At 47.3% G+C, this 19852-nt stretch carries 18 protein-coding genes; 9 read left to right on the forward strand and 9 right to left on the reverse strand.

All coding sequences use genetic code 11. The features are described 5' to 3' along the window. The first annotated feature begins 47 nt into the window (after nt 1-47). The 6 genes from rfbA to VIM72_RS21565 all read left to right on the forward strand — a co-directional run bounded on the left by rfbA (nt 48) and on the right by VIM72_RS21565 (nt 5175). Complete coding sequence (gene rfbA / locus VIM72_RS21540) at nt 48-920, forward strand: glucose-1-phosphate thymidylyltransferase RfbA (protein ID WP_332004891.1); 873 nt, start codon at nt 48-50, stop codon at nt 918-920. Nucleotides 921-950: 30 nt separating this feature from the next. Next, complete coding sequence (gene galE, locus VIM72_RS21545) at nt 951-1979, forward strand: UDP-glucose 4-epimerase GalE (RefSeq protein ID WP_332004892.1); 1029 nt, start codon at nt 951-953, stop codon at nt 1977-1979. A gap of 52 nt (nt 1980-2031) precedes the next feature. Beyond that, nucleotides 2032-2997 (forward strand): transketolase family protein, encoded by a 966-nt coding sequence (locus VIM72_RS21550; RefSeq protein WP_332004893.1) that lies wholly within the window; start codon nt 2032-2034, stop codon nt 2995-2997. A 301-nt stretch (nt 2998-3298) separates the two neighbouring features. Then, nucleotides 3299-3850 (forward strand): sigma-70 family RNA polymerase sigma factor, encoded by a 552-nt coding sequence (locus tag VIM72_RS21555; protein WP_332004894.1) that lies wholly within the window; start codon nt 3299-3301, stop codon nt 3848-3850. A gap of 108 nt (nt 3851-3958) precedes the next feature. Further along, nucleotides 3959-4690: a hypothetical protein gene (locus tag VIM72_RS21560; protein WP_332004895.1), complete on the forward strand. Its 732-nt coding sequence runs from the start codon at nt 3959-3961 to the stop codon at nt 4688-4690. A gap of 29 nt (nt 4691-4719) precedes the next feature. Further along, the gene (locus VIM72_RS21565) at nt 4720-5175 is read left to right on the forward strand and encodes a hypothetical protein (RefSeq protein WP_332004896.1); all 456 of its coding nucleotides are present in this window, start codon (nt 4720-4722) and stop codon (nt 5173-5175) included. A gap of 42 nt (nt 5176-5217) precedes the next feature. On the opposite strand, the gene VIM72_RS21570 is transcribed toward VIM72_RS21565, so the two are convergent. The 9 genes from VIM72_RS21570 to purD all read right to left on the reverse strand — a co-directional run bounded on the left by VIM72_RS21570 (nt 5218) and on the right by purD (nt 14799). Next, the gene (locus VIM72_RS21570; protein WP_332004897.1) at nt 5218-5565 is read right to left on the reverse strand and encodes a nuclear transport factor 2 family protein; all 348 of its coding nucleotides are present in this window, start codon (nt 5563-5565) and stop codon (nt 5218-5220) included. A gap of 38 nt (nt 5566-5603) precedes the next feature. Further along, on the reverse strand, nt 5604-6479 hold the full coding sequence (locus VIM72_RS21575) for an AraC family transcriptional regulator (protein WP_332004898.1): 876 nt from the start codon (nt 6477-6479) through the stop codon (nt 5604-5606). 80 nt (nt 6480-6559) lie between these two features. Further along, nucleotides 6560-7306, reverse strand: coding sequence for an MBL fold metallo-hydrolase (locus VIM72_RS21580; protein ID WP_332004899.1), 747 nt, complete (start codon nt 7304-7306; stop codon nt 6560-6562). A 12-nt stretch (nt 7307-7318) separates the two neighbouring features. Beyond that, complete coding sequence (gene rodA, locus VIM72_RS21585; protein ID WP_332004900.1) at nt 7319-8605, reverse strand: rod shape-determining protein RodA; 1287 nt, start codon at nt 8603-8605, stop codon at nt 7319-7321. A 30-nt stretch (nt 8606-8635) separates the two neighbouring features. Then, a complete protein-coding gene (gene mrdA / locus VIM72_RS21590; RefSeq protein WP_332004901.1) occupies nt 8636-10573 on the reverse strand; it encodes a penicillin-binding protein 2 in 1938 nt (645 codons plus the stop codon). 166 nt (nt 10574-10739) lie between these two features. After that, nucleotides 10740-11249 carry a rod shape-determining protein MreD gene (locus VIM72_RS21595; protein ID WP_332004902.1) on the reverse strand — a complete coding sequence of 170 codons (510 nt, stop codon included), beginning with the start codon at nt 11247-11249 and terminating at the stop codon, nt 10740-10742. Continuing rightward, nucleotides 11246-12133, reverse strand: coding sequence for a rod shape-determining protein MreC (gene mreC, locus VIM72_RS21600; protein WP_332004903.1), 888 nt, complete (start codon nt 12131-12133; stop codon nt 11246-11248). The genes VIM72_RS21595 and mreC overlap by 4 nt, the downstream gene beginning before the upstream one ends. Before the next feature lie 91 nt (nt 12134-12224). Next, on the reverse strand, nt 12225-13247 hold the full coding sequence (locus VIM72_RS21605; protein ID WP_106527013.1) for a rod shape-determining protein: 1023 nt from the start codon (nt 13245-13247) through the stop codon (nt 12225-12227). Between the two features lie 274 nt (nt 13248-13521). After that, entirely contained in the window at nt 13522-14799 is a 1278-nt protein-coding gene (gene purD, locus VIM72_RS21610; protein WP_332004904.1) for a phosphoribosylamine--glycine ligase, read from the reverse strand. A 169-nt stretch (nt 14800-14968) separates the two neighbouring features. Between purD and VIM72_RS21615 the strand changes: the two genes are divergently transcribed. The 3 genes from VIM72_RS21615 to VIM72_RS21625 all read left to right on the forward strand — a co-directional run bounded on the left by VIM72_RS21615 (nt 14969) and on the right by VIM72_RS21625 (nt 19488). Then, complete coding sequence (locus VIM72_RS21615) at nt 14969-16687, forward strand: peptide MFS transporter (RefSeq protein ID WP_332004905.1); 1719 nt, start codon at nt 14969-14971, stop codon at nt 16685-16687. Nucleotides 16688-16799: 112 nt separating this feature from the next. Beyond that, nucleotides 16800-18848: an OPT family oligopeptide transporter gene (locus VIM72_RS21620; protein ID WP_332004906.1), complete on the forward strand. Its 2049-nt coding sequence runs from the start codon at nt 16800-16802 to the stop codon at nt 18846-18848. 127 nt (nt 18849-18975) lie between these two features. Then, nucleotides 18976-19488, forward strand: coding sequence for a hypothetical protein (locus tag VIM72_RS21625; protein ID WP_332004907.1), 513 nt, complete (start codon nt 18976-18978; stop codon nt 19486-19488). The last annotated feature ends 364 nt before the right edge of the window (nt 19489-19852 follow it).

Genomic DNA, 19852 nt, shown 5'->3' on the forward strand with positions numbered 1-19852 from the left:
TCTAATCAGAAGAGATAGTTAGTGACCATCAAAAATTGATCTTGTAAATGAAAGGAATTATCCTGGCCGGCGGTTCCGGCACCCGGCTGCACCCCATCACGTACGCTATCAGCAAACAGATAATGCCAGTGTATGACAAGCCAATGATCTATTACCCGCTGTCTACTTTAATGCTGGCAGGCATTAAGGATATCCTGATCATCTCCACCCCGCACGACCTCCCGGCTTTTCAGCGGCTTTTCGGCAACGGGCAGCAGCTGGGATTGAACCTCAGCTATGCTGAACAGGCAACTCCAAATGGCCTGGCCCAGGCTTTTGTGATAGGTGAAGAGTTTATTGGTAACGACAGCGTAGCACTGGTATTGGGGGATAATATCTTTTATGGCGCCGGCCTCGGTACACAGCTGGCACATAACACCAACCCCGAGGGCGGAATCGTATATGCTTACCAGGTATCCGACCCTGAAAGGTACGGCGTAGTGGAATTCGGAGCAGACATGAAAGTGTTATCCATCGAAGAAAAACCCGTACAGCCCAAATCCAATTTCGCTGTACCCGGCCTCTACTTCTACGACAATGCAGTAGTGGAGATCGCTAAAAACCTGCAACCCAGCCCCCGCGGCGAATACGAAATTACAGACGTAAATAAAGAATATTTACGGCGTGGAAAATTAAAAGTTTCTATATTACCTCGCGGAACAGCCTGGCTGGATACCGGCACTTTCGACTCGCTGATGCAGGCCTCACAGTTTGTACAGGTAATAGAACAAAGGCAGGGAATAAAGGTGGCCTGTATCGAAGAAATCGCCTACCGCAAAGGGTTCATTACTGCCGGCCAATTAAAGGAGCTGGCCAAACCTTTGCTGAAAAGCGGTTACGGGGCATACCTTGAAACGGTGCTCAATCAAAAAGTTTTCTGAAATAACTAATAAACGTAAATCTGAAATATCATGAAGGTTCTTGTTACGGGTGGTTGTGGCTATATAGGCGCGCATACTATTGTAGATCTGATCAATAATGGTTTTGACGTGGTATCTGTAGACAGTAATATCAGAAGCACCACCCAATTATTAGATGGTATAGAGAAAATTACCGGAAAAAAGGTACGCAATTACAAAGTAGACCTTTGTAACCTGGAAGACACCAACGCGGTATTTCATGAAAACCGGGATATTGTTGGCGTTATCCATTTTGCCGCCCTGAAAGCAGTGGGAGAATCCGTAAACGAGCCCCTGATGTACTTTCAGAATAATCTCACCTCACTGATCAACGTGTTGAAATGCGTGAAAGAATACAATATACCCAACCTTGTATTCTCTTCCTCCTGCTCGGTTTACGGCAATACCAAAGCTTTACCGGTAGTGGAAGAAACCCCGCTCGGAGAGGCACAATCGCCCTACGCACGCACCAAACAGATAGGCGAACAGATCATTGAAGACTACAGCCGGGTAAACGAAACTAATTCTATCCTGCTTCGTTACTTTAACCCCGTAGGCGCACATGAATCTGCGCTGATTGGTGAGCTTCCACTGGGAAAACCAGACAACCTGGTTCCTGTAATCACCCAAACCGCCATCGGGAAAATCCCTAAAATGACCGTGTTTGGTACCGACTACGATACCCGCGACGGTTCCTGCGTCCGCGACTATATCCACGTAATGGATATCGCTGCCGCTCACACCAAAGCGCTCCAGTATCTCCTGGAACACCGGAATACCAGCAACTGTGAAGTATTTAACCTGGGTACCGGCAATGGCGTTACTGTATTGGAAGCCATCAAGGCATTCGAAAAAATTTCAGGCATCAAATTAAACTACACCACCGGCCCCCGCAGGGAAGGAGATGTGATCGCCATCTACGCCAATAACAGTAAAGCAAAGGAAAAACTGAACTGGGAACCCAAAATCGGTATCGACGACAGTATGCGCACCGCCTGGCAATGGGAAGTGAGCCTGCGTAATAAAGTGCTGAGCAACTAGGATCCTCGTTTTTTAATGTTTACATTTACGCTTCAATTTTAAAAAGACCACAATGGTAAAAGATATTCAACCACTAAATGAAAAAGAAACCCGCGGCGGGTTTGGCGAAGGCATACTGGAAGCTGGCCGCAAAAACCCAAATGTAGTTGCCCTGACAGCCGATCTGCTCGGCTCCATGAAACTCAACGCCTTTATTAAAGAATTTCCGGACCGCTTTGTACAGGTAGGGATCGCAGAAGCCAATATGATCGGCATCGCTGCAGGTTTAACTATCGGCGGCAAAATACCATACACTACTACCTTTGCTAACTTCTCTACCGGAAGAGTGTACGACCAGATCCGTCAGTCTGTTGCATACTCCAACAAGAACGTAAAAATATGCGCTTCCCACGCGGGCCTTACCCTGGGTGAAGATGGCGCCACCCACCAGATCCTGGAAGATATAGGCATGATGAAAATGCTGCCCGGCATGACTGTGATCGTACCCTGCGATTTCAATCAGACCAAAGCCGCTACCATCGCGATTGCCGACTACGAAGGACCAGTATATCTCCGCTTCGGTCGCCCGAAATGGCCCAACTTTACCCCTGAAGACCAGAAATTTGAAGTGGGTAAAGCCCAGATCCTCCACGAAGGAACCGATATCACCCTGTTCGCCTGCGGCCACCTGGTTTGGATCGCCATCGAAGCCGGTAAAGTGCTGGAAGAAAAAGGCTACAGCGTGGAAATCATCAATATCCACACTATTAAACCACTGGATGAAGCTGCCGTGATCGCTTCCCTGAAGAAAACAGGTTGCGCCGTTACTGCAGAAGAACATAACGTGCTCGGTGGCCTGGGCGACAGCATCGCGCAGGTGGCCTCCCGCCATATACCAGTTCCCATTGAGTATGTTGGTACCAACGATACCTTCGGCGAAAGCGGTAAACCACTGGACCTGCTGAAAAAATACGGCCTCGATGCAGATCATATCGTAGCCGCAGCAGAAAAGGCCATGCAGCGCAAGAAACAAGCGTAATCGCCTTCGGCGATGCGCGAATTTTGTCTGACTCAGGATTACGCTGATTTTACTTATTAATTTGATTTTTTTTAATAATTAAGGGAGATATAAGCGACTTATTCGCTTTTGTCTCCCTTAATCTTTTATAAAATCCAAAGAATAAAATCAAACTAATCAGTAAAATCAGCGTAATCAGTGCTCCAAGACAATTTACATCGCCGAAGGCGATAGCGATTAAACCTTCCGCCAATCTCCCTGTCTCATGAACAGGTTTTTATTTATATTCAATAAACTAAAACCTGTTAGAACCATTTAACCTATGGCCGTTTCACAGGACGATAAATCACTCTTGGCATTATACCGCGCACCTGGTACAAAGGAAAAAGGGTTTACCCTTATTATCCAGAAGTACCAGGAAAGGCTTTACTGGCATATCCGAAGGATGGTAATGGATCATGATGATGCCAATGATGTGCTGCAAAATGTTTTTATTAAAGTGTGGAAAAACCTGGAAAACTTCCGGGAAGACGCACAATTGTATACCTGGCTGTATAAAATAGCCACCAATGAAAGTCTTACTTTCCTGGAACAGCAGAAACGTAAAACATCTGTTTCCCTGTCGGAAGTGGAAACCGGCTTAAGTAATAAACTCAGGGCAGACCCACAGTTCGATCCCAACAAACTGGAGTGGAAACTGCAACGCGCCATTCTCAGTTTACCTGATAAACAACGGCTCGTATTCAATTTGCGCTATTACGATGAAATGCCCTACGAAGAAATGAGCAAAGTACTGGACACCTCGGAAGGCGCACTGAAAGCCTCTTATCACCATGCTGTTAAGAAAATTGAGGAGTTCATCCGCAACGGCTGAGCATAAATTTTACAAATATTTATTTTAAGTAATTTTTAAAGATTTTTATCAAAACATTAAAATCACATTAAACTATCAATACCGTTTCCTGTCTAAAAAACAGTAAATATGAACAGGCAGACTTACATATCAGATGAATTATTACAGATAGCTCCGGGCATCAGCTGGCCTGCAGAGGTGCCATTTACGGTACCGGCAGACTATTTTGAACACCTGGCCGCTGCTATCCTGCTGCAAATTCAACTGGAAGATCTGCGCAGCGAAACAGCCCCCCCGGGCCACCAGGCAACCATTCCGGCCGGCTATTTTGAAGAACTGCCCAAAGCCATCCTGCAACGGATTCAAACGGAAGAAGAACAGCCAGACTTTACTGTAAACACAGAACTGGAAACACTTTCTCCCTTCCTGGCGGCAATACCCAAAGAGGTACCTTTTACAGTTCCCAACGGCTATTTTGAAGCACTCCGGGCAGATGCGGGTCATCCACACACGGCGAATCCACTACGGACAATCTATAGAAACCGCACCGCTACCTGGCTGAAATGGACCGTAGCTGCATGTCTGACCGCATTTATCGGTAGCAGCGCCCTCCTGTTCGTGATCAATAATAACAACCATCATAACAATATAGAAAAACAGCTGGAAGCCCTGGATGACCAGGATATTGTGAATTACCTGCAAACCCACACAGATCCCTTTGATAATGATGCTTTCTTTGCTACTTCCGTGGAAGCAACCCCGGTGCAAAACCAGCTGAATGAAGCAGTTCCATTGGAAGCTATAGAGAAATACCTGCAACGGACCGATTTATCAAAGGAAGTGTTACCTGAAAAGCAATGATGAAACGTTTTTATTTTATATGGATTACAATGTTTGTGCTCCTCACCCAACCCAGGGTGAGCAATGCACAGCAAACCGCGTCCGAAAGTGCAGCTGAAAAAATAAAAGCCATACAGATCCAGTACCTGTCCCAGAAACTAAGTCTCACTCCTGAAGAAGCCCAGAAATTCTGGCCGGTTTACAATAACTATACCCACGAAGTAGAACAACTGATAGCAGAACGCCACCAGAAAAGAGACCTGGAAAAAACTGCTTCAGATAACGCAGATGACGCCGCCCGGAAAAATATGGATAAGGAACTGAAGTATGAGAAACGGATGCTGGATATTAAATCGCGCTACAGTGCAGAATTCCAGCGGGTGCTCCCCGGCAGGAAAGCAGGCATGGTGTTTAAAAGTGAAAGAGAATTCCGGACTATTATGGTTAACCATCTCAATACCCAACGCATGAACCGGATGGGGCAGGGCCCGAGAAGAAGACCATAGGAAGAATTACGGGAGCCCGCTCCCGCAATTCAATCCCATCATTTATTTATAATGTGCCCTTACTTCAATTACCAGCCCTTTCTCATTAATCACCATCATTTCCGTGCTTAATTTATCGTTGATGCTTTTGTAATAAAGCACAATAGAATTCACTCCTTCCAGGATATGATACAGCTCAAAATGCAGATCAGGATAGGCTTCCAGGCCCCTGTTAAAGTAGGCGCGCAATTGCTCCTTTCCCCGGATACAGCCTGTAGGGTCGTTATTGATCTTTTTAATTAAAGGGGAATAAAAAATAATATCGTCATCGTAATGCGACATTATTTCATCGAGGTCATGTGAGTTCCATGCCCGCACCCAGGCTTCGCCAATGTGAATAAGACTTTCCATTACTTTTTTTCCACAATATAAGCCGCCGGCTGATGCCACTATTTGCTGAAAAGATCAGTTTCCATTTTACGCCATTGCAACGGGGTTACTTTAAAACAACGGCGGAATTGCCTGTAAAAATGGGTTACATCCTCAAACCCTGTACTATAGGCTATTTCCGGGATCGGCTGTTCCGTGGTGCGCAGCAGGAAACCCGCCATCTGCAGCCGCTTCTCCAACACCCAGTGCATAGGCGAACTGTGGTAAATATCCCGGAAACGGCGTTTCAGGGTAGCGGTGCTCATGTGTCCCATTGTCGCCATATCTTCCAGTAAACGTACTTCTGCAATGCCGGTGCTTAGCTTTTCCATTACATCGGGAAGCGGGTACATGGCAGCCTTGACAAGCATTGCGCTTACCGGCTCATCATCAGAAATAAGGTGAAGCGCTTCCGGAATAATATCATGACAGTCAGGAACAGAAAGATGACCATTTGTAAACCGGCTTAAAAGCGACTGTGTGAAGTGGCGCCACTGATGGCTAACCGGGAGCGTAGTTAATGCCTTGCCGGGAGTATTGCTTTTGCGGTCCTTTTTCCTGAGCGAATCCAGGATCATTTCATCGGGGATCACCAGGTTAATGCTTCCGTATTGTTGCCGGGGCTGCAATATTTCAGAGCAAAGCAGGGTGCCGGCCGGGATCACCATCACATCGCCGGCTTGCAGGTAATGTACCTGCCTGCCGTCGTACATTCTTTTCTCTCCCTGTATCACCAGGTTGAGCACCGTTTGCGGAATATAAAGTTCATGGGCCGCCTGGTGGCGGTAAAGACTATACGATGCCCAGTTCCGGCCCTGTTGTTCCCATGTTTTGATGGTATGCTGTCCTGCAAGCGACAAGCTATCAAACGGCGTGTACATCTTATTATCTCCCAAAAAATCTTTTATAAATCATTACAAAATCAAATCAGGGTAATTAGTGTAATCAGTTTAATCCTGAGTCAGACGAAATCCGCTTAAAACTTTGCAAAAGGTTCTTTGGTATCATGATAAAAGAGGAAAGTCCAGCCTTCCTGTTTGCCACGCTCCAGGAATTCCTGTCGGAGCTCCATGCTGCGTTTGCCGTCATAATCATATTTGGCTGCAAACCGGCTTTTCATCTGTGAGATCTGCGGGGCTACATCTCCCCCGAAAAATATTTTATCTTCCCCTTCATCTACCAGGAATACCTGGTGATAAGGGCAGTGGCCACCGGTTACTTCATAATGAATATACCCGTCGATAGTACCATTGCCGGTAGTGAATACTACGTTATCCCGCTGTTGTAATAACATAATATCTTCGGAGAGATAGGATTTGCCGGAATGCTCCAAAGCATAGCGCATTTCCTCGTTGTTTACATAATAGGTAGCGCCGGGAAAATTGAGTGTGCGTTCCCCCGTGATCGGATCCTCGGAAGAAACGCCACCGGAATGGTCTTTATGCAAATGGCTCATCAATACTTTGGTGATCTCCATTGGATTGATGCCATTGTCTATCAGGTGCTGATGGATCTGTAATACGCCATCGGGGTTGCGGAACCCTAACCCGGTGTCAAATAAAATATAATCGCGGTCGGTAATTACCAGGAACGGCTGTATTTCCACCAGTAACGAACCATGCGGGCGGTCCTGCATGCTATCTGTTCCCAGCTTAAAAGGAAAAAACTTCTTGGTCCCGTCTACGGTAAATGACCCTTCTGATAATGGAATGATACGTGCCATTTTGCAAAGATACTATCTTAACACCATCTGGCGGTCGGCATCCAGCCGGAGCAATATAAATATCAGCATGGTAAACGTCATCAGGGAAGATCCTCCATAACTCACCAATGGCAGCGGGATACCGATTACCGGCGCCAATCCTATGGTCATGGCAATATTAATGGCCAGGTGGAAAAAGATGATACTGGCCACCCCATATGCATATACGCGCGTAAAGGTCGATCGCTGTCGCTCCGCCACAAAAATGATCCGGAAAAGCAGGGCTACATAGATCCCCAGGAAAATAACACTGCCGAAAAAGCCGAAATCTTCCCCTATAGTACAAAAAATGAAGTCGGTGCTTTGTTCAGGTACAAAATCATAACGGGTTTGAGTACCCTTCAGGTAGCCTTTTCCCCAGAAGCCGCCGGAGCCGATGGCTATCATACTCTGCCGGGTATTATAAGTGGCTTTAGGGTCGTTCTCCTTGCCCAGCATCACCTCGATACGGCGCACCTGGTAATCCTTCAGTACTTTGGTAAATACAAAAGGTACAACGAACATGACGAAAAGCCCGCAGAAAGCATAAATGCCCAGTATCAGCGCCAGCTTCGACCGCTTTCGTTTTATTTCGCGCCGCATAAAATAGATGACCAGCGCGGTGATGACCGTGAAGATGATAAAGAGCACCGTTCGGTCGACCAGCAGGGCCGACAATACCAGCACAATTCCCGAGAAGGCAATTACCAGCAGCACGCCGGGCAATCCCTCACGGAACATGACCAGGAAGAAAGAAAAATATACCAGCGCCAATCCCGTTTCATCCTGCAAAATGATGATACCGGCAGGTATCAGGGCCAGGGCAGCGGCGATCAGTCTCGATCGCAGTTTTGTGAAATCCGTTTCCTGCGACGACAGGTATTTGGCAAGTGCCAGGTTGGTGCAAAGTTTGGTCAGTTCCGCGGGCTGGAACTGGAATCCACCGATCACCAGCCAGGAATGCGATCCTTTTACGTCTTTACCTATCCCCAGTACCAGCAGCAGCAGCAACAATCCGCCCGCATACATGAGGTTGGCCGTGGCGGTAAAGAACTTACTGTCCGTTAGCCATATAATAGCCGCCAGCACAATAGACACGCCAAACCAGATGAGCTGTCTTGAATAGTTTTTGTTCGGGTGCAGGATATCCTGCCACACATTATCATCCCCCCGGTATTCCGCAGCAAAAATGGACATGATGCCTATGATCACCAATGCCAGATACAGGCCAACTATTGGCCAGTCAATCCCTTGTGTCAGTTTGGCTTGCGAGCGGTTCATTATTGATTAATCGGTTTATTCGATGATTGGTTAAGGCTTATTCTTTTTAATAACTGCGTTCTGATTCAAGGAGTCCAGGTGCGATTTAGCCAGCATGGCCGGGTCTATGGTCACTGTTTCCATCACTGATTTCAACAACGGCTGACGTTTGGTGGAGATACTGTCTTTCAGGTATTTCTCCATCATCAAACTGGCAATAGGCGCTGCATATTTCGCACCGAAACCGGAGTTCTCCACTATCACGGCGATGGCTATACGCGCTTTTTCTGCCGGGGCAAAGGCCACAAACACCGCATGGTTCTTCAGTTTTGTTCTTACGCCGTTCACTATACCATAGTTTTCCGCCGTACCTGTTTTACCGCCGATAGTAATGCCTTCAATCTGTGCAATACGGCCTGTACCGCTTTCCACCACATCCGTCATACCATGAATAACAGCGCTGTAGGCGGTATCAGAGATATGCGCCACATCATGCTTTTCTTTGTATTTATCCAGGAGATGGGTATTATCATTATCGATACTGGCCACGAAATGCGGGATATAGTAAGAGCCCCGGTTAGCCACAATACACATGGCATTGGCCATCTGCAGCGGTGTTAACAGCAGTTCCCCCTGTCCGATCCCCAGGAATACGGAAGTACAGGAATTCCAGCTGCCTTTGTACCTGGCATCGTAATACTTCTTATCCGGTACCAGGCCCCGGCCTTCACTGGGAATATCTATTCCTACCTTATGACCAAAGCCAAAGCTGTTCATATAATCCGCCCATTTCTGCATACCGCCTACTTTGATCCCTCCGAATTTACCCGCATCCACGCTCAGGCGGTATACATGCGAAAAATAGGAGTTACAGGAATGCGATAAAGCCAGTCGCAGGTTGGCTGCGTGCCCCGCATCATGGTGCTCACACTTGATAGGCCGTGAACAACCATAATAAGCCCCGCCGCAGGGGTAACCAAAACTGGGGGTAATTACCCCTTCATCCAGCCCTACCAGTGCAATCATCGGTTTAAACGTAGATCCCGGCGGATAGGTAGCCTGGATGGCACGGTTAAACAGCGGTTTGGTAGTATCTGTATACAGCTTACTGAAATTGGCGCTCCGGTACGGACCAGTAAGCAGGTTAGGATCGAAGCTCGGGCCGCTTACCATGGCCAGGATGCCGCCTGTTTGCGGATCGATGGCTACAATACTGCCCGATTTGCCTTTCATTAATTTTTCACCGAGCACCTGCAGTTCAATATCCAGGGAGAGGCGCAGGTTCCTGCCTGCTACCGCGGCACTGTCAAACTCCCCGTTTTCATAAGGTCCCTGCGGCCTGTTGAGGTTATCCTTGACCAGGTATTGTATCCCGCGTTGCCCCATGAGCACTGCTTCATAGGTTTTTTCCAGGCCGGTAAACCCGAGATAGTCGCCGGAGTTATAGGAGGCGTAGTTTGCGGTATCCTTTAACATGGCGGGGGAGATCTCCGCAATATACCCCAGGATGTTAGCTGCCGCAGAATAAGGATAGGAGCGGATCTGCCGGGGTACCAGTTCAAAGCCTGGCTGGAAAAGGTACATACTTTCCTGTAGTTGCCCGAATACTTCCGGGGCCAGCAGCGGCGCAAAAACGGATTGTCTTACACGCCCGTTTTTAACAATGGCGGTAACGATCCTTTTTCTGAACTCTTCCTTATCTATTTTTAAAATATTACAGAGATAGCCGGTATCAATGTTTTTTACGCTGGCAGGTGTAACTACCAGGTCGTACAATACGTCGTTGCCAAGGATGCTGCGGTTCTGCCGGTCGTAGATGATACCACGGCTTGGGTAAATGACCTTACGAAGCACGGCATTGGCATCCGCCAGCTTGGCGTATTTCTTTTCCACTACCTGGAGAAAGAATAACCTGGTGATGATCAGTACCACCATCCCAAGTATGATCAGCTGTATTACTCTCTTCCTGGGCTGATTGAATACTGACATGCTATTAAGGACGGAATTATTTTAAGTTACAAAAATAGCGGAAAGCTGAAAGCAGAAAGCTAAAAGCGCCCATATTTTGTTGTTTATCGTTTTATTTCTTTTCCCCTTTGTTCTGGTTTCCGTGACAATAGCTTTTCGCTTTCTGCTTTAAGCTTTCAGCTTTTCGCTATTTTTTCGAGAAGAACAGCAGTTCATACAGTACAATCAGGAAAAGACTGGCCAGTGTTGAAAAGACGATCTTCATCACCAGGTATAACGGGTTGCCCATACCAAATACTTCCAGTATAAAGAAAAGCGTATGGTGCAGGAATACCAGGATAGCGGCATAGATGAGAAACTGGGACACGCCCATACTGGTCATCGAAGGCGTTTTCTGGGTAGTTTCAAAACCTCCCTGTGGCGATAGGATATTTATAATGAACGGGCGCAGATAGGCAATGAACACACAGGCGGCGGCATGCATGCCCGGGGTATTCATAAACATATCCAGCGAAAGGCCCATCAGCAAACCCAGGAGCATCAGCACCGGGCGTGGCAGATTGAACGGCAGCGCCAGTATAAACAACATATAAAGATAGGGGCTCACCAGCTGGTGCAGCAATATTTCATTGAGCACAAACACCTGAATCAGCAGCAGGAGCACAAAGCGGATTATATTTCTTAACAGTATACTCATTTAATCAACTTATACGTTGAATCTTCCAATCGTTGTTGTTCTTCTTTCAACAGGTTTTCTATCACATACACATATTGCAGGTTAAAGAAATTGGTAGCCAATTTTAACCGTATGGTAAACGAAGTGCTGGCCTTATCTCCTACGGCGATGCTTTCAACATAACCGATGGGAATGTTTTCAGGGAATAATGCAGAGAAACCGCTGGTTACCACCGTATCTCCCTTATGTATCTTGGCGCTTTTCGGCACGTCTTTCAGCAGGGCATAACCGGCATCTTCGCCATCCCAGTGTACAGAGCCCATTTCCTTTCCCTGGCCCAGGCGGGCGCTGATGGAAACGGAATTGGATTTGGAAAGCATTGACAATACTACGGCGTAATTATCGCTCACGCTTCTCACCACACCCACTACGCCGCTGCTGCTGATAACGCCCATATTAGGGCGGATCCCCTGCAGGCTGCCGCGGTGAATAGTAATATAGTTAACAGGCTTATTGATGGAGTTGTTGATCACTTTAGCGGAGAAGTACTCGTACCGGCGGATCTGTGTGCCAATAACCCGGTGGGTAGTATCATCGCTGTATTGGCGAACGGTATCTACTTTGATCCCGTTGGTGGTAATCATACTGTCGTAACTGGTACGGAGCATGTTGTGCAGGCGCATGTTCTCATTCACCAGGCTGTCGTTGGTCGACTTCAGGTGAAAGTAATACTGAACGTTATTATACTTGTCATATAATTTCCCGCTGATGTCATTAGCGGAACTGAGATAGGCGGCGCGCTGAAAGTTGTTATGCTGGAACACCAGTACCATACAAATCACTTCCAGCAGCAGAAATAAGAAGAAGTTAAAATATCGCCTAAAGAAAATGATTAGATTTCGCACAAGCGCGCACTATTTTAGGATTTGGTAACCCGGATACATTGCTGTTCCTTCTCACAGAATGAATAACAACATACCCGGATCACAAATAGTTTTATTGCATCAGGAACGGATACTTGCCTACATGCTTGAGGGCAATACCTGTACCTCTTACCACCGCACGTAAAGGATCGTCCGCTACATGTACCGGCAGTTTAATTTTTTGGGTAAGACGTTTATCCAGGCCACGCAGCAGTGCACCGCCGCCGGTCAGGTATAAACCTCTGCGGTAAATATCTGATGCCAGCTCAGGAGGCGTTGTTTCCAGCGCTTTCAGGATGGCTTCTTCGATCTTAAAGATAGATTTATCAAGGGCTTCCGCAATTTCCTGGTAAGATACCATGATCTGCTTGGGAATACCGGTTACCAGATCCCGTCCGTTAACAGGAATATCATCCGGTGGGTTGTCCAGTTCTTTCAGGGCTGATCCGATGTGGATCTTGATCTGCTCAGCAGTTCTTTCACCGATCAGGAGGCTATGATAACGGCGCAGGGCTTCCATGATATCAGCGGTAAATTCATCCCCCGCAATACGGATGCTCTGGTCGCACACGATACCTGCCAGCGCAATCACGGAGATACCAGTGGTACCACCGCCTATGTCAATGATCATGTTACCTACCGGCTCTTCCACATCGATACCGATACCGAGTGCAGCTGCCATAGGTTCATGGATCAGGTATACCTCTTTAGCCCCTGCCTGCTCAGCGGAGTCGCGCACCGCTCTCTTCTCCACTTCCGTAATACTGGAAGGAATGCAGATCACCATGCGCCAGCTGGGTGCAAATAAAGGTTTCTTGGGGTAAATCATTTTTATGAGTTCCCTGATCATTCCTTCAGCGGCATTAAAATCCGCTATCACGCCATCTTTCAGGGGACGTATAGTACGAAGATATTCGTGTGTTTTTTCGTGCATCATCATGGCTTTTTTTCCTACTGCCACAATTTTGCCGCTAGCCCGTTCTATCGCTACAATGGAAGGCTCGTCCACTACCACCTGGTCATTATGAATTATCAGCGTGTTCGCTGTACCAAGATCAATCGCGATTTCCTGCGTTAAAAAATTAAAAAATCCCATTGTTGATACGGTCAAAAATTAGAATGCAAAAATGAATAATTCCAACGAATATACGATGCAAAAAATGGATATTCTTGCAATAATACAGCTAAATATTAAAAAAAGTTATTTGTTGTATAAACGGCATAGTAACAGCTCTCTTTATGCTCCGACCAGATGAACGGGATAACCCCGTTTTAATTGTTCCTGCTGCTTAAAATTGTGCCTTTACAAGTCCCGCTTTTCAATTGTCCTGTACCAGTCCTCCCCACTGTAAATTAATCCTGGTCAACGCCTAAACGAATTCATAGCCTATATCACGGCGGTATACCTTGCCGTCAAATGTAATCTGCTCCGCTGTTTGTACAGAATGTGCCAGCGCCATTGTCAGGTCTGATGCCAGTGAAGTAATAGCCAGTACCCGGCCTCCATTGGTCAGTACCTTATCGCCTTCCTGCCGTGTACCGGCATGAAACACCACCTGGTCGCGCCCAGGCGCGGGGATACCATTGATCACCTTGTTCTTTTCATATGCTTCAGGATATCCTTTCGATACCAGCATTACCGTAGCTGCGGCACGCTCATCAGCGTAGATGGTTTGCTCACTCAGTTTACCGGTCATCACTGCATTAAACAGCTCCAGTGCATCATTCTTCAAACGTGGCATTACCACTTCCGTTTCCGGATCGCCCATACGGCAGTTATACTCAATTACAAAAGGCGAACCCTCTACATTAATCAGGCCAAAAAAGACAAAACCATGATACACAATACCTTCTTTGGAAAGGCCCGCTATGGTGGGCCGGATCACTTCATCTTCCACCTTTTTCATAAATGCGGCATCCGCAAACGGTACCGGAGATACCGCTCCCATACCACCGGTATTCAGCCCCAGGTCGCCTTCGCCTATTCTTTTATAATCCTTTGCTTCAGGTAATATCTTATAGGTATGACCATCTGTGATCGCAAATACAGACAACTCAATACCGGTGAGGAATTGTTCCACTACCACGGTTTTGCTGGCATCCCCAAATTTTGCGGAGCGGATCATCTGCTCAAATTCTTCTGCCGCTTCTTCATAGGAAGCCGCTATTACCACGCCTTTACCCGCTGCCAGGCCATCGGCCTTTAATACAATTGGTAAGGAGTGCTGCTGAAGATAAGCCAGGCCTTCTTCATAATTCTGCTCATTAAACTCCCGGTAAGCAGCAGTAGGAATATTATTCCTTTCCATAAACAGCTTGGCATACGCCTTACTTCCTTCCAGCTGCGCGCCTTCCTTTGAAGGGCCCAGTACAGGAATATGCCGCAGTTGGGGATCATTCTGAAAGAAATCGTAGATCCCGTTTACCAGGGCCTCTTCAGATCCGGGCACCACCATGTCTATCGCATTATCCAGGCAAAAGGTCTTTATCTTTTCAAATTCACTCACACCCATGTTAACGTTTGTGCCGCATTGAGCGGTACCGGCATTACCCGGCGCAATAAATAACTGACCGCAAAGGGTGCTTTGTGACATTTTAAGGGCCAGTGCGTGTTCCCGGCCACCACTTCCAAGTAATAGTATGTTCATATGAATTGCCTAATAAATGCAGATGCGAAAGAAAGTGCAAAGAAAGATCAAAAAACCTCAAAAAATGAGCATTTATACCATTTTTTTACGGAGATTAACGATTTTATTTAACTTGCCACATTTAAAGGTTTACGAAATCTAAACAACTATTGCTAAAACTAACCAATTTATGATGCAAACTACTGTTGCACAAGAGTCCCCTATTGCCTCGCAGAAGGGCCACCCTAAGGGGCTCTCAGTATTATTTGCCACGGAAATGTGGGAACGCTTCAATTTTTATGGCATGCGGGCGTTACTGACGCTCTTCCTGGTAAATGCACTGGCCTTCTCAGAAGCAGATTCCTCTATCATTTATGGCGGCTTTCTTGGCTTATGTTATCTTACCCCTATGCTGGGAGGATACATCTCCGACAGGTATCTCGGTAACAGGAACTGTATCATATTAGGCGGTTTTATAATGGGCGTAGGACAGTTGCTCATGGTGCTAAGTGGCATTCTGTACGCCACCAACGTTGATACCGCCAAAATGATCGTATGGATTGCCCTTTTTGTGATCATTATCGGTAACGGCTTCTTTAAACCCAACATTTCTTCTATGGTGGGTCAGCTGTATCCTAAAAATGACAGCCGCCTCGACTCAGCCTTTACTATCTTTTATATGGGTATCAACATGGGCGCCTTCCTCGGTATGTCCATTTGCCCTATTCTCGGCGATGTGAAGATCGAAGCCACCGGCGTGAGAGTGGTAAGCGCGTTCAAATGGGGATTTCTTGCTGCCAGTATCGCCATGTTCCTCGGCACTATCCTTTTTTATTTCCTGAAAGATAAATATGTGGTAACACCCGCCGGTGAGGCGATCGGTGGCAAACCCGACTTCTCCAAATCTACCGGCGTAACCGCTACCGGTGAAGCAGACAAAGCCAAATTCACTACCACAGCCATCTTCGGCGTACTGGTACTAATGGTGGTCCTCTTCTTTGGTATTCACTACCTGTCTATCGATCCCAATCCTATCAAGTCATGGGTGTATCCATTTATTTATGCCGCCGGTATCAGTCTTGCTGTATTGATCCTTACCGATAAATCCATTACCAAAGTAGAAAGACAAAGAATCCTCGTTATCTACTTTGTAGCCTTCTTCGTTATCTTCTTCTGGGCCTGCTTTGAACAAGCCGGTTCCTCCCTTACCTTTGTAGCTGATTATCAGACAGATCGCCGCCTCCTGGGCTGGGATATGCCTCCTTCCTTTGTTCAAAACGCCAACTCTATCTTCATCATCGTATTTGCACTGCCTTTCAGCTGGTTGTGGCTTAAATTACAACAGCGTAACCTGGAGCCTATCTCCCCAATGAAACAATCCATCGGGCTGGCATTGCTGGCATTCGGCTTCTTTATCATCGCCCTGCAGATGAAAAGCCTCGGCCCTAACGAAAAACTGGGTGTTAGCTGGCTGATCCTGATGTACCTTTTCCATACACTCGGCGAATTGTGCCTGTCGCCGATCGGGTTGTCGCTGGTAGCAAAGCTGGCGCCTCACCGTTTCTCTTCCCTGCTCATGGGAGTATGGTTCCTCGCCAATGCCGCCGGTTATGCGCTGGCTGGTACCCTGGGCGCGCTGCTGCCCCCTACGGTTGATAAATATCAGCTCGCCAGCCAAAACGGTATCGACCTGAAAGGCATTCTCGATGGCACCATCACTGCCACTGCGCAGCAACTGGATAAATTACACGAACTTAAACTGGCTACAAGTTACCCCACCTTCGCAGGTTTCACCATCCACAACCTCTATGAATTTTTCATGGTGTTTGTGATCCTGCCGGGAGGCGCTGCTGTACTGCTGTTCCTCTCTACCAGCTTCCTGAAAAAATGGATGCACGGTGTCAGGTAAGTCAACATTACTATAAAAAGAAAGGAGGAAAGCGGATAACTTTCCTCCTTTCCTTTTTTAAAAGTAAATTCATTCATCATAACATCTCTACCTGAAATCCATAAACAGTCTTATGTCCGATAATAACTTCAAGCCCTTTGTTCCACCTGGCGTACAAATGAAAGAATTTACGCTGAAATCTATTTTACTCGGTTGCATATTCGGTATCATCTTTGGCGCCGCCACCGTATACCTGGCGCTGAAAGCGGGTCTTACCGTTTCAGCATCTATCCCGATCGCCGTTATTGCCATTACATTGGGAAGAAAATTCTTCGGCACCACTATCCTGGAAAACAATATTATCCAAACCACCGGATCTGCCGGCGAATCCATAGCAGCAGGCGTAGTATTCACCCTGCCGGGATTCCTGTTCCTGAGCGATGGCGGCGGCGCCCAGTTCTTCAATTACTTTACCATACTCATCCTGGCCATCTTTGGTGGTATTCTCGGTACCCTTATGATGATCCCGCTGAGAAAATCGCTGATCGTAAAAGAACATAAAACCCTGCCTTACCCGGAAGGCACCGCCTGCGGCGATGTTTTAATTGCCGGGGAAAAAGGGGGCGACTTTGCCAAAACCGCTTTCTACGGACTGGGCTTTGCCTTTGCGTATGCCATCCTGCAAAAGATCCTGCACGTCATTGCCGAAACGCCGGAATACATGACCAGACAGGCCAGCAAATTTTTCCCTTCCGCGAAGATCAGTGCCGATATCACACCAGAGTATATGGGTGTGGGTTATATCATCGGCCCCCGCATTGCAGGAGTACTGGTAGCCGGCGGCGTACTGAGCTGGTTGGCGCTCATTCCTTTGCTGGCGTCGCTGCTGCCGCCTGATATGATTGCTACGCAACTGGTGAAAATAGGCTACCTGGCCAACCTGCAAACACCTGGCGGGCAGGGCGACTGGAACCCGCTTACACATACTTTTTCCGATTATTCTTCCGCAGTGTATTATGCCTATGTAAGACAAATAGGCGCCGGCGCCGTAGCGGCAGGCGGTTTCATTACCCTGTTAAAAACGATCCCCACTATCATTTCCTCTTTTAAAGGCAGCCTGGGCGCCATCAAAGATGGTCCCGGCAACGCGGACGCAAAGGGAAATGTACCAAGAACAGAAAAAGACCTCAGCCTGAAAGTAGTACTCTTTGGCAGCATCGCGCTCATCCTGCTGATGGCTTTCCTGCCGCAGCTCCCGGGCGATTCCATTGGTAAAAAATTACTGGTAGGTTTGCTTGTGGTAGTATTCGGTGCATTCTTCGTAACTGTATCCAGCCGCATTGTTGGCCTCATCGGCTCGTCCAACAATCCCATTTCCGGTATGACCATCGCTACGCTGATGGGCACCTGCCTGGTGTTCATTGCTGTTGGTTGGACCGGCAAAGTGTATGAGCCCATGGCGCTGGTGGTAGGCGGTATGATCTGTATTGCAGCGGCGAATGCAGGCGGCACCTCGCAGGACCTGAAATCAGGTTACATAGTAGGCGCCACCCCCATGTACCAGCAAATAGCATTGTTTATCGGGGCTATTGTTTCCTCCGTGGTAATTGGTTTAACTGTAAAATTCCTGGATAAGCCTACGGCAGATATGATAGCGCATGGCGTTACCGAACATGCAATCGGCAGCGCATATTATCCTGCTCCGCAGGGTACGCTCATGGCTACACTGGCAAAGGGAATCCTTTCATTTAACCTCGACTGGCAATTTGTACTGGTAGGTGTGTTCCTCGCTGTTACCATGGAGCTGTGCGGTGTTAATTCGCTTTCTTTCGCGGTGGGCGCCTATCTTCCTTTATCCACTACCTTGCCCATCTTTGTTGGTGGCGCTATCCGTGGTGTGGTGGATCACCAACAAAAGAAAGCCAACAAAAAAATATCCCCCGAAGAAGAAGAACTGGGTAAAGGCAATCTCTTTGCTACCGGTCTTGTGGCCGGTGGTGCAGTGGCCGGCGTAATTATCGCTATACTGGCGGGCTTCGATTGGTCGGCCGTGATCCTTGCCAAACTTAATAATCAGCAACTACTGACAAATATCCTCGGGCAGGGCGGATACTATATAATAGGATGCGCCTTTTTTGCGTTTATGGGCTGGTACCTGTACCGCACCGCCCGCAAAGCCTAGATCCAACTTTTCGAGATCATACCGATGCCGGTAACCGGGTGTAACAATCCATTACCGGCATCCGTTTTTTATTTTTTAAATGTTTAATTTAGCCGCGGATTAATTAAAACAGATTATAATATAACCTATGCGCATATTAGTTACCGCATTGCTCAGCGCCATTGTTTTACTGGGCACTTCCTGCGACAAGGATAAAAACGATAGCCGTCAACGCAGATTTATATCATTGAAGCTGGATAACAGGGTTTATCTTTCAGAAAATCCAAAGGGCATTATCACTTTGCCCAACTTAACGGATGAGAATCCGGACAATGATTATCCTACCATGGAAATAACCGGCCAGAGCTACAACGGCGATGTAATTACGTTTACATTGGCCACTGCAGCCATGCCATTTAAGCCAGGCGTGTATGCTGCCACCCAAAAAGGGAATGGTATGCTTATTTCCCTGAACAGCACCTACTACACTAATCTCACCTCAGCAGGCAGCACTGATTTCGTTATTACCATCACCAGTATAGATAACCAGGCAGTGGAAGGCACTTTTTCCGGCACCCTGAAAGATGCCACCGGCGTTGGCGGGCCACGCATCACAAAAGACGGGGCTTTCCGGGCGAGTGTAACCCAACAGGGGCAGTAGATCGCCTTCGGCGATGGAAATTGTCTTGGAGCAGGATTACGCTGATTTTACGGATTACCCTGATTTTTATTCTTTGGATTAAAAAGATTCGGGAAGATTTAAGCGGTTCGCTTACATCTTCCCGAATCTTTTTAAATCATTTATAAAATCCTAAAAAACAAAATCAGGGTAATCCGTAAAATCAGTTTAATCCTGAGTCAGACAAAATTCGCGCTAAACAAATGATAAATGCGGGTACTCCGCTTTCAGTATCGCCTTATCATCGGCGCCCAGCCAGCCGGATAACAGGGTGGCATACACGCTTTTGAAGTCCACCTGGTATTGCAGGTCCCCGTCTTTCAGGTTAAGCAGGTCCGGGCCGTTG

Origin of the sequence: Chitinophaga sp. (assembly GCF_036569185.1) — a bacterium.
In the GTDB taxonomy this organism is placed as follows: domain Bacteria; phylum Bacteroidota; class Bacteroidia; order Chitinophagales; family Chitinophagaceae; genus Chitinophaga.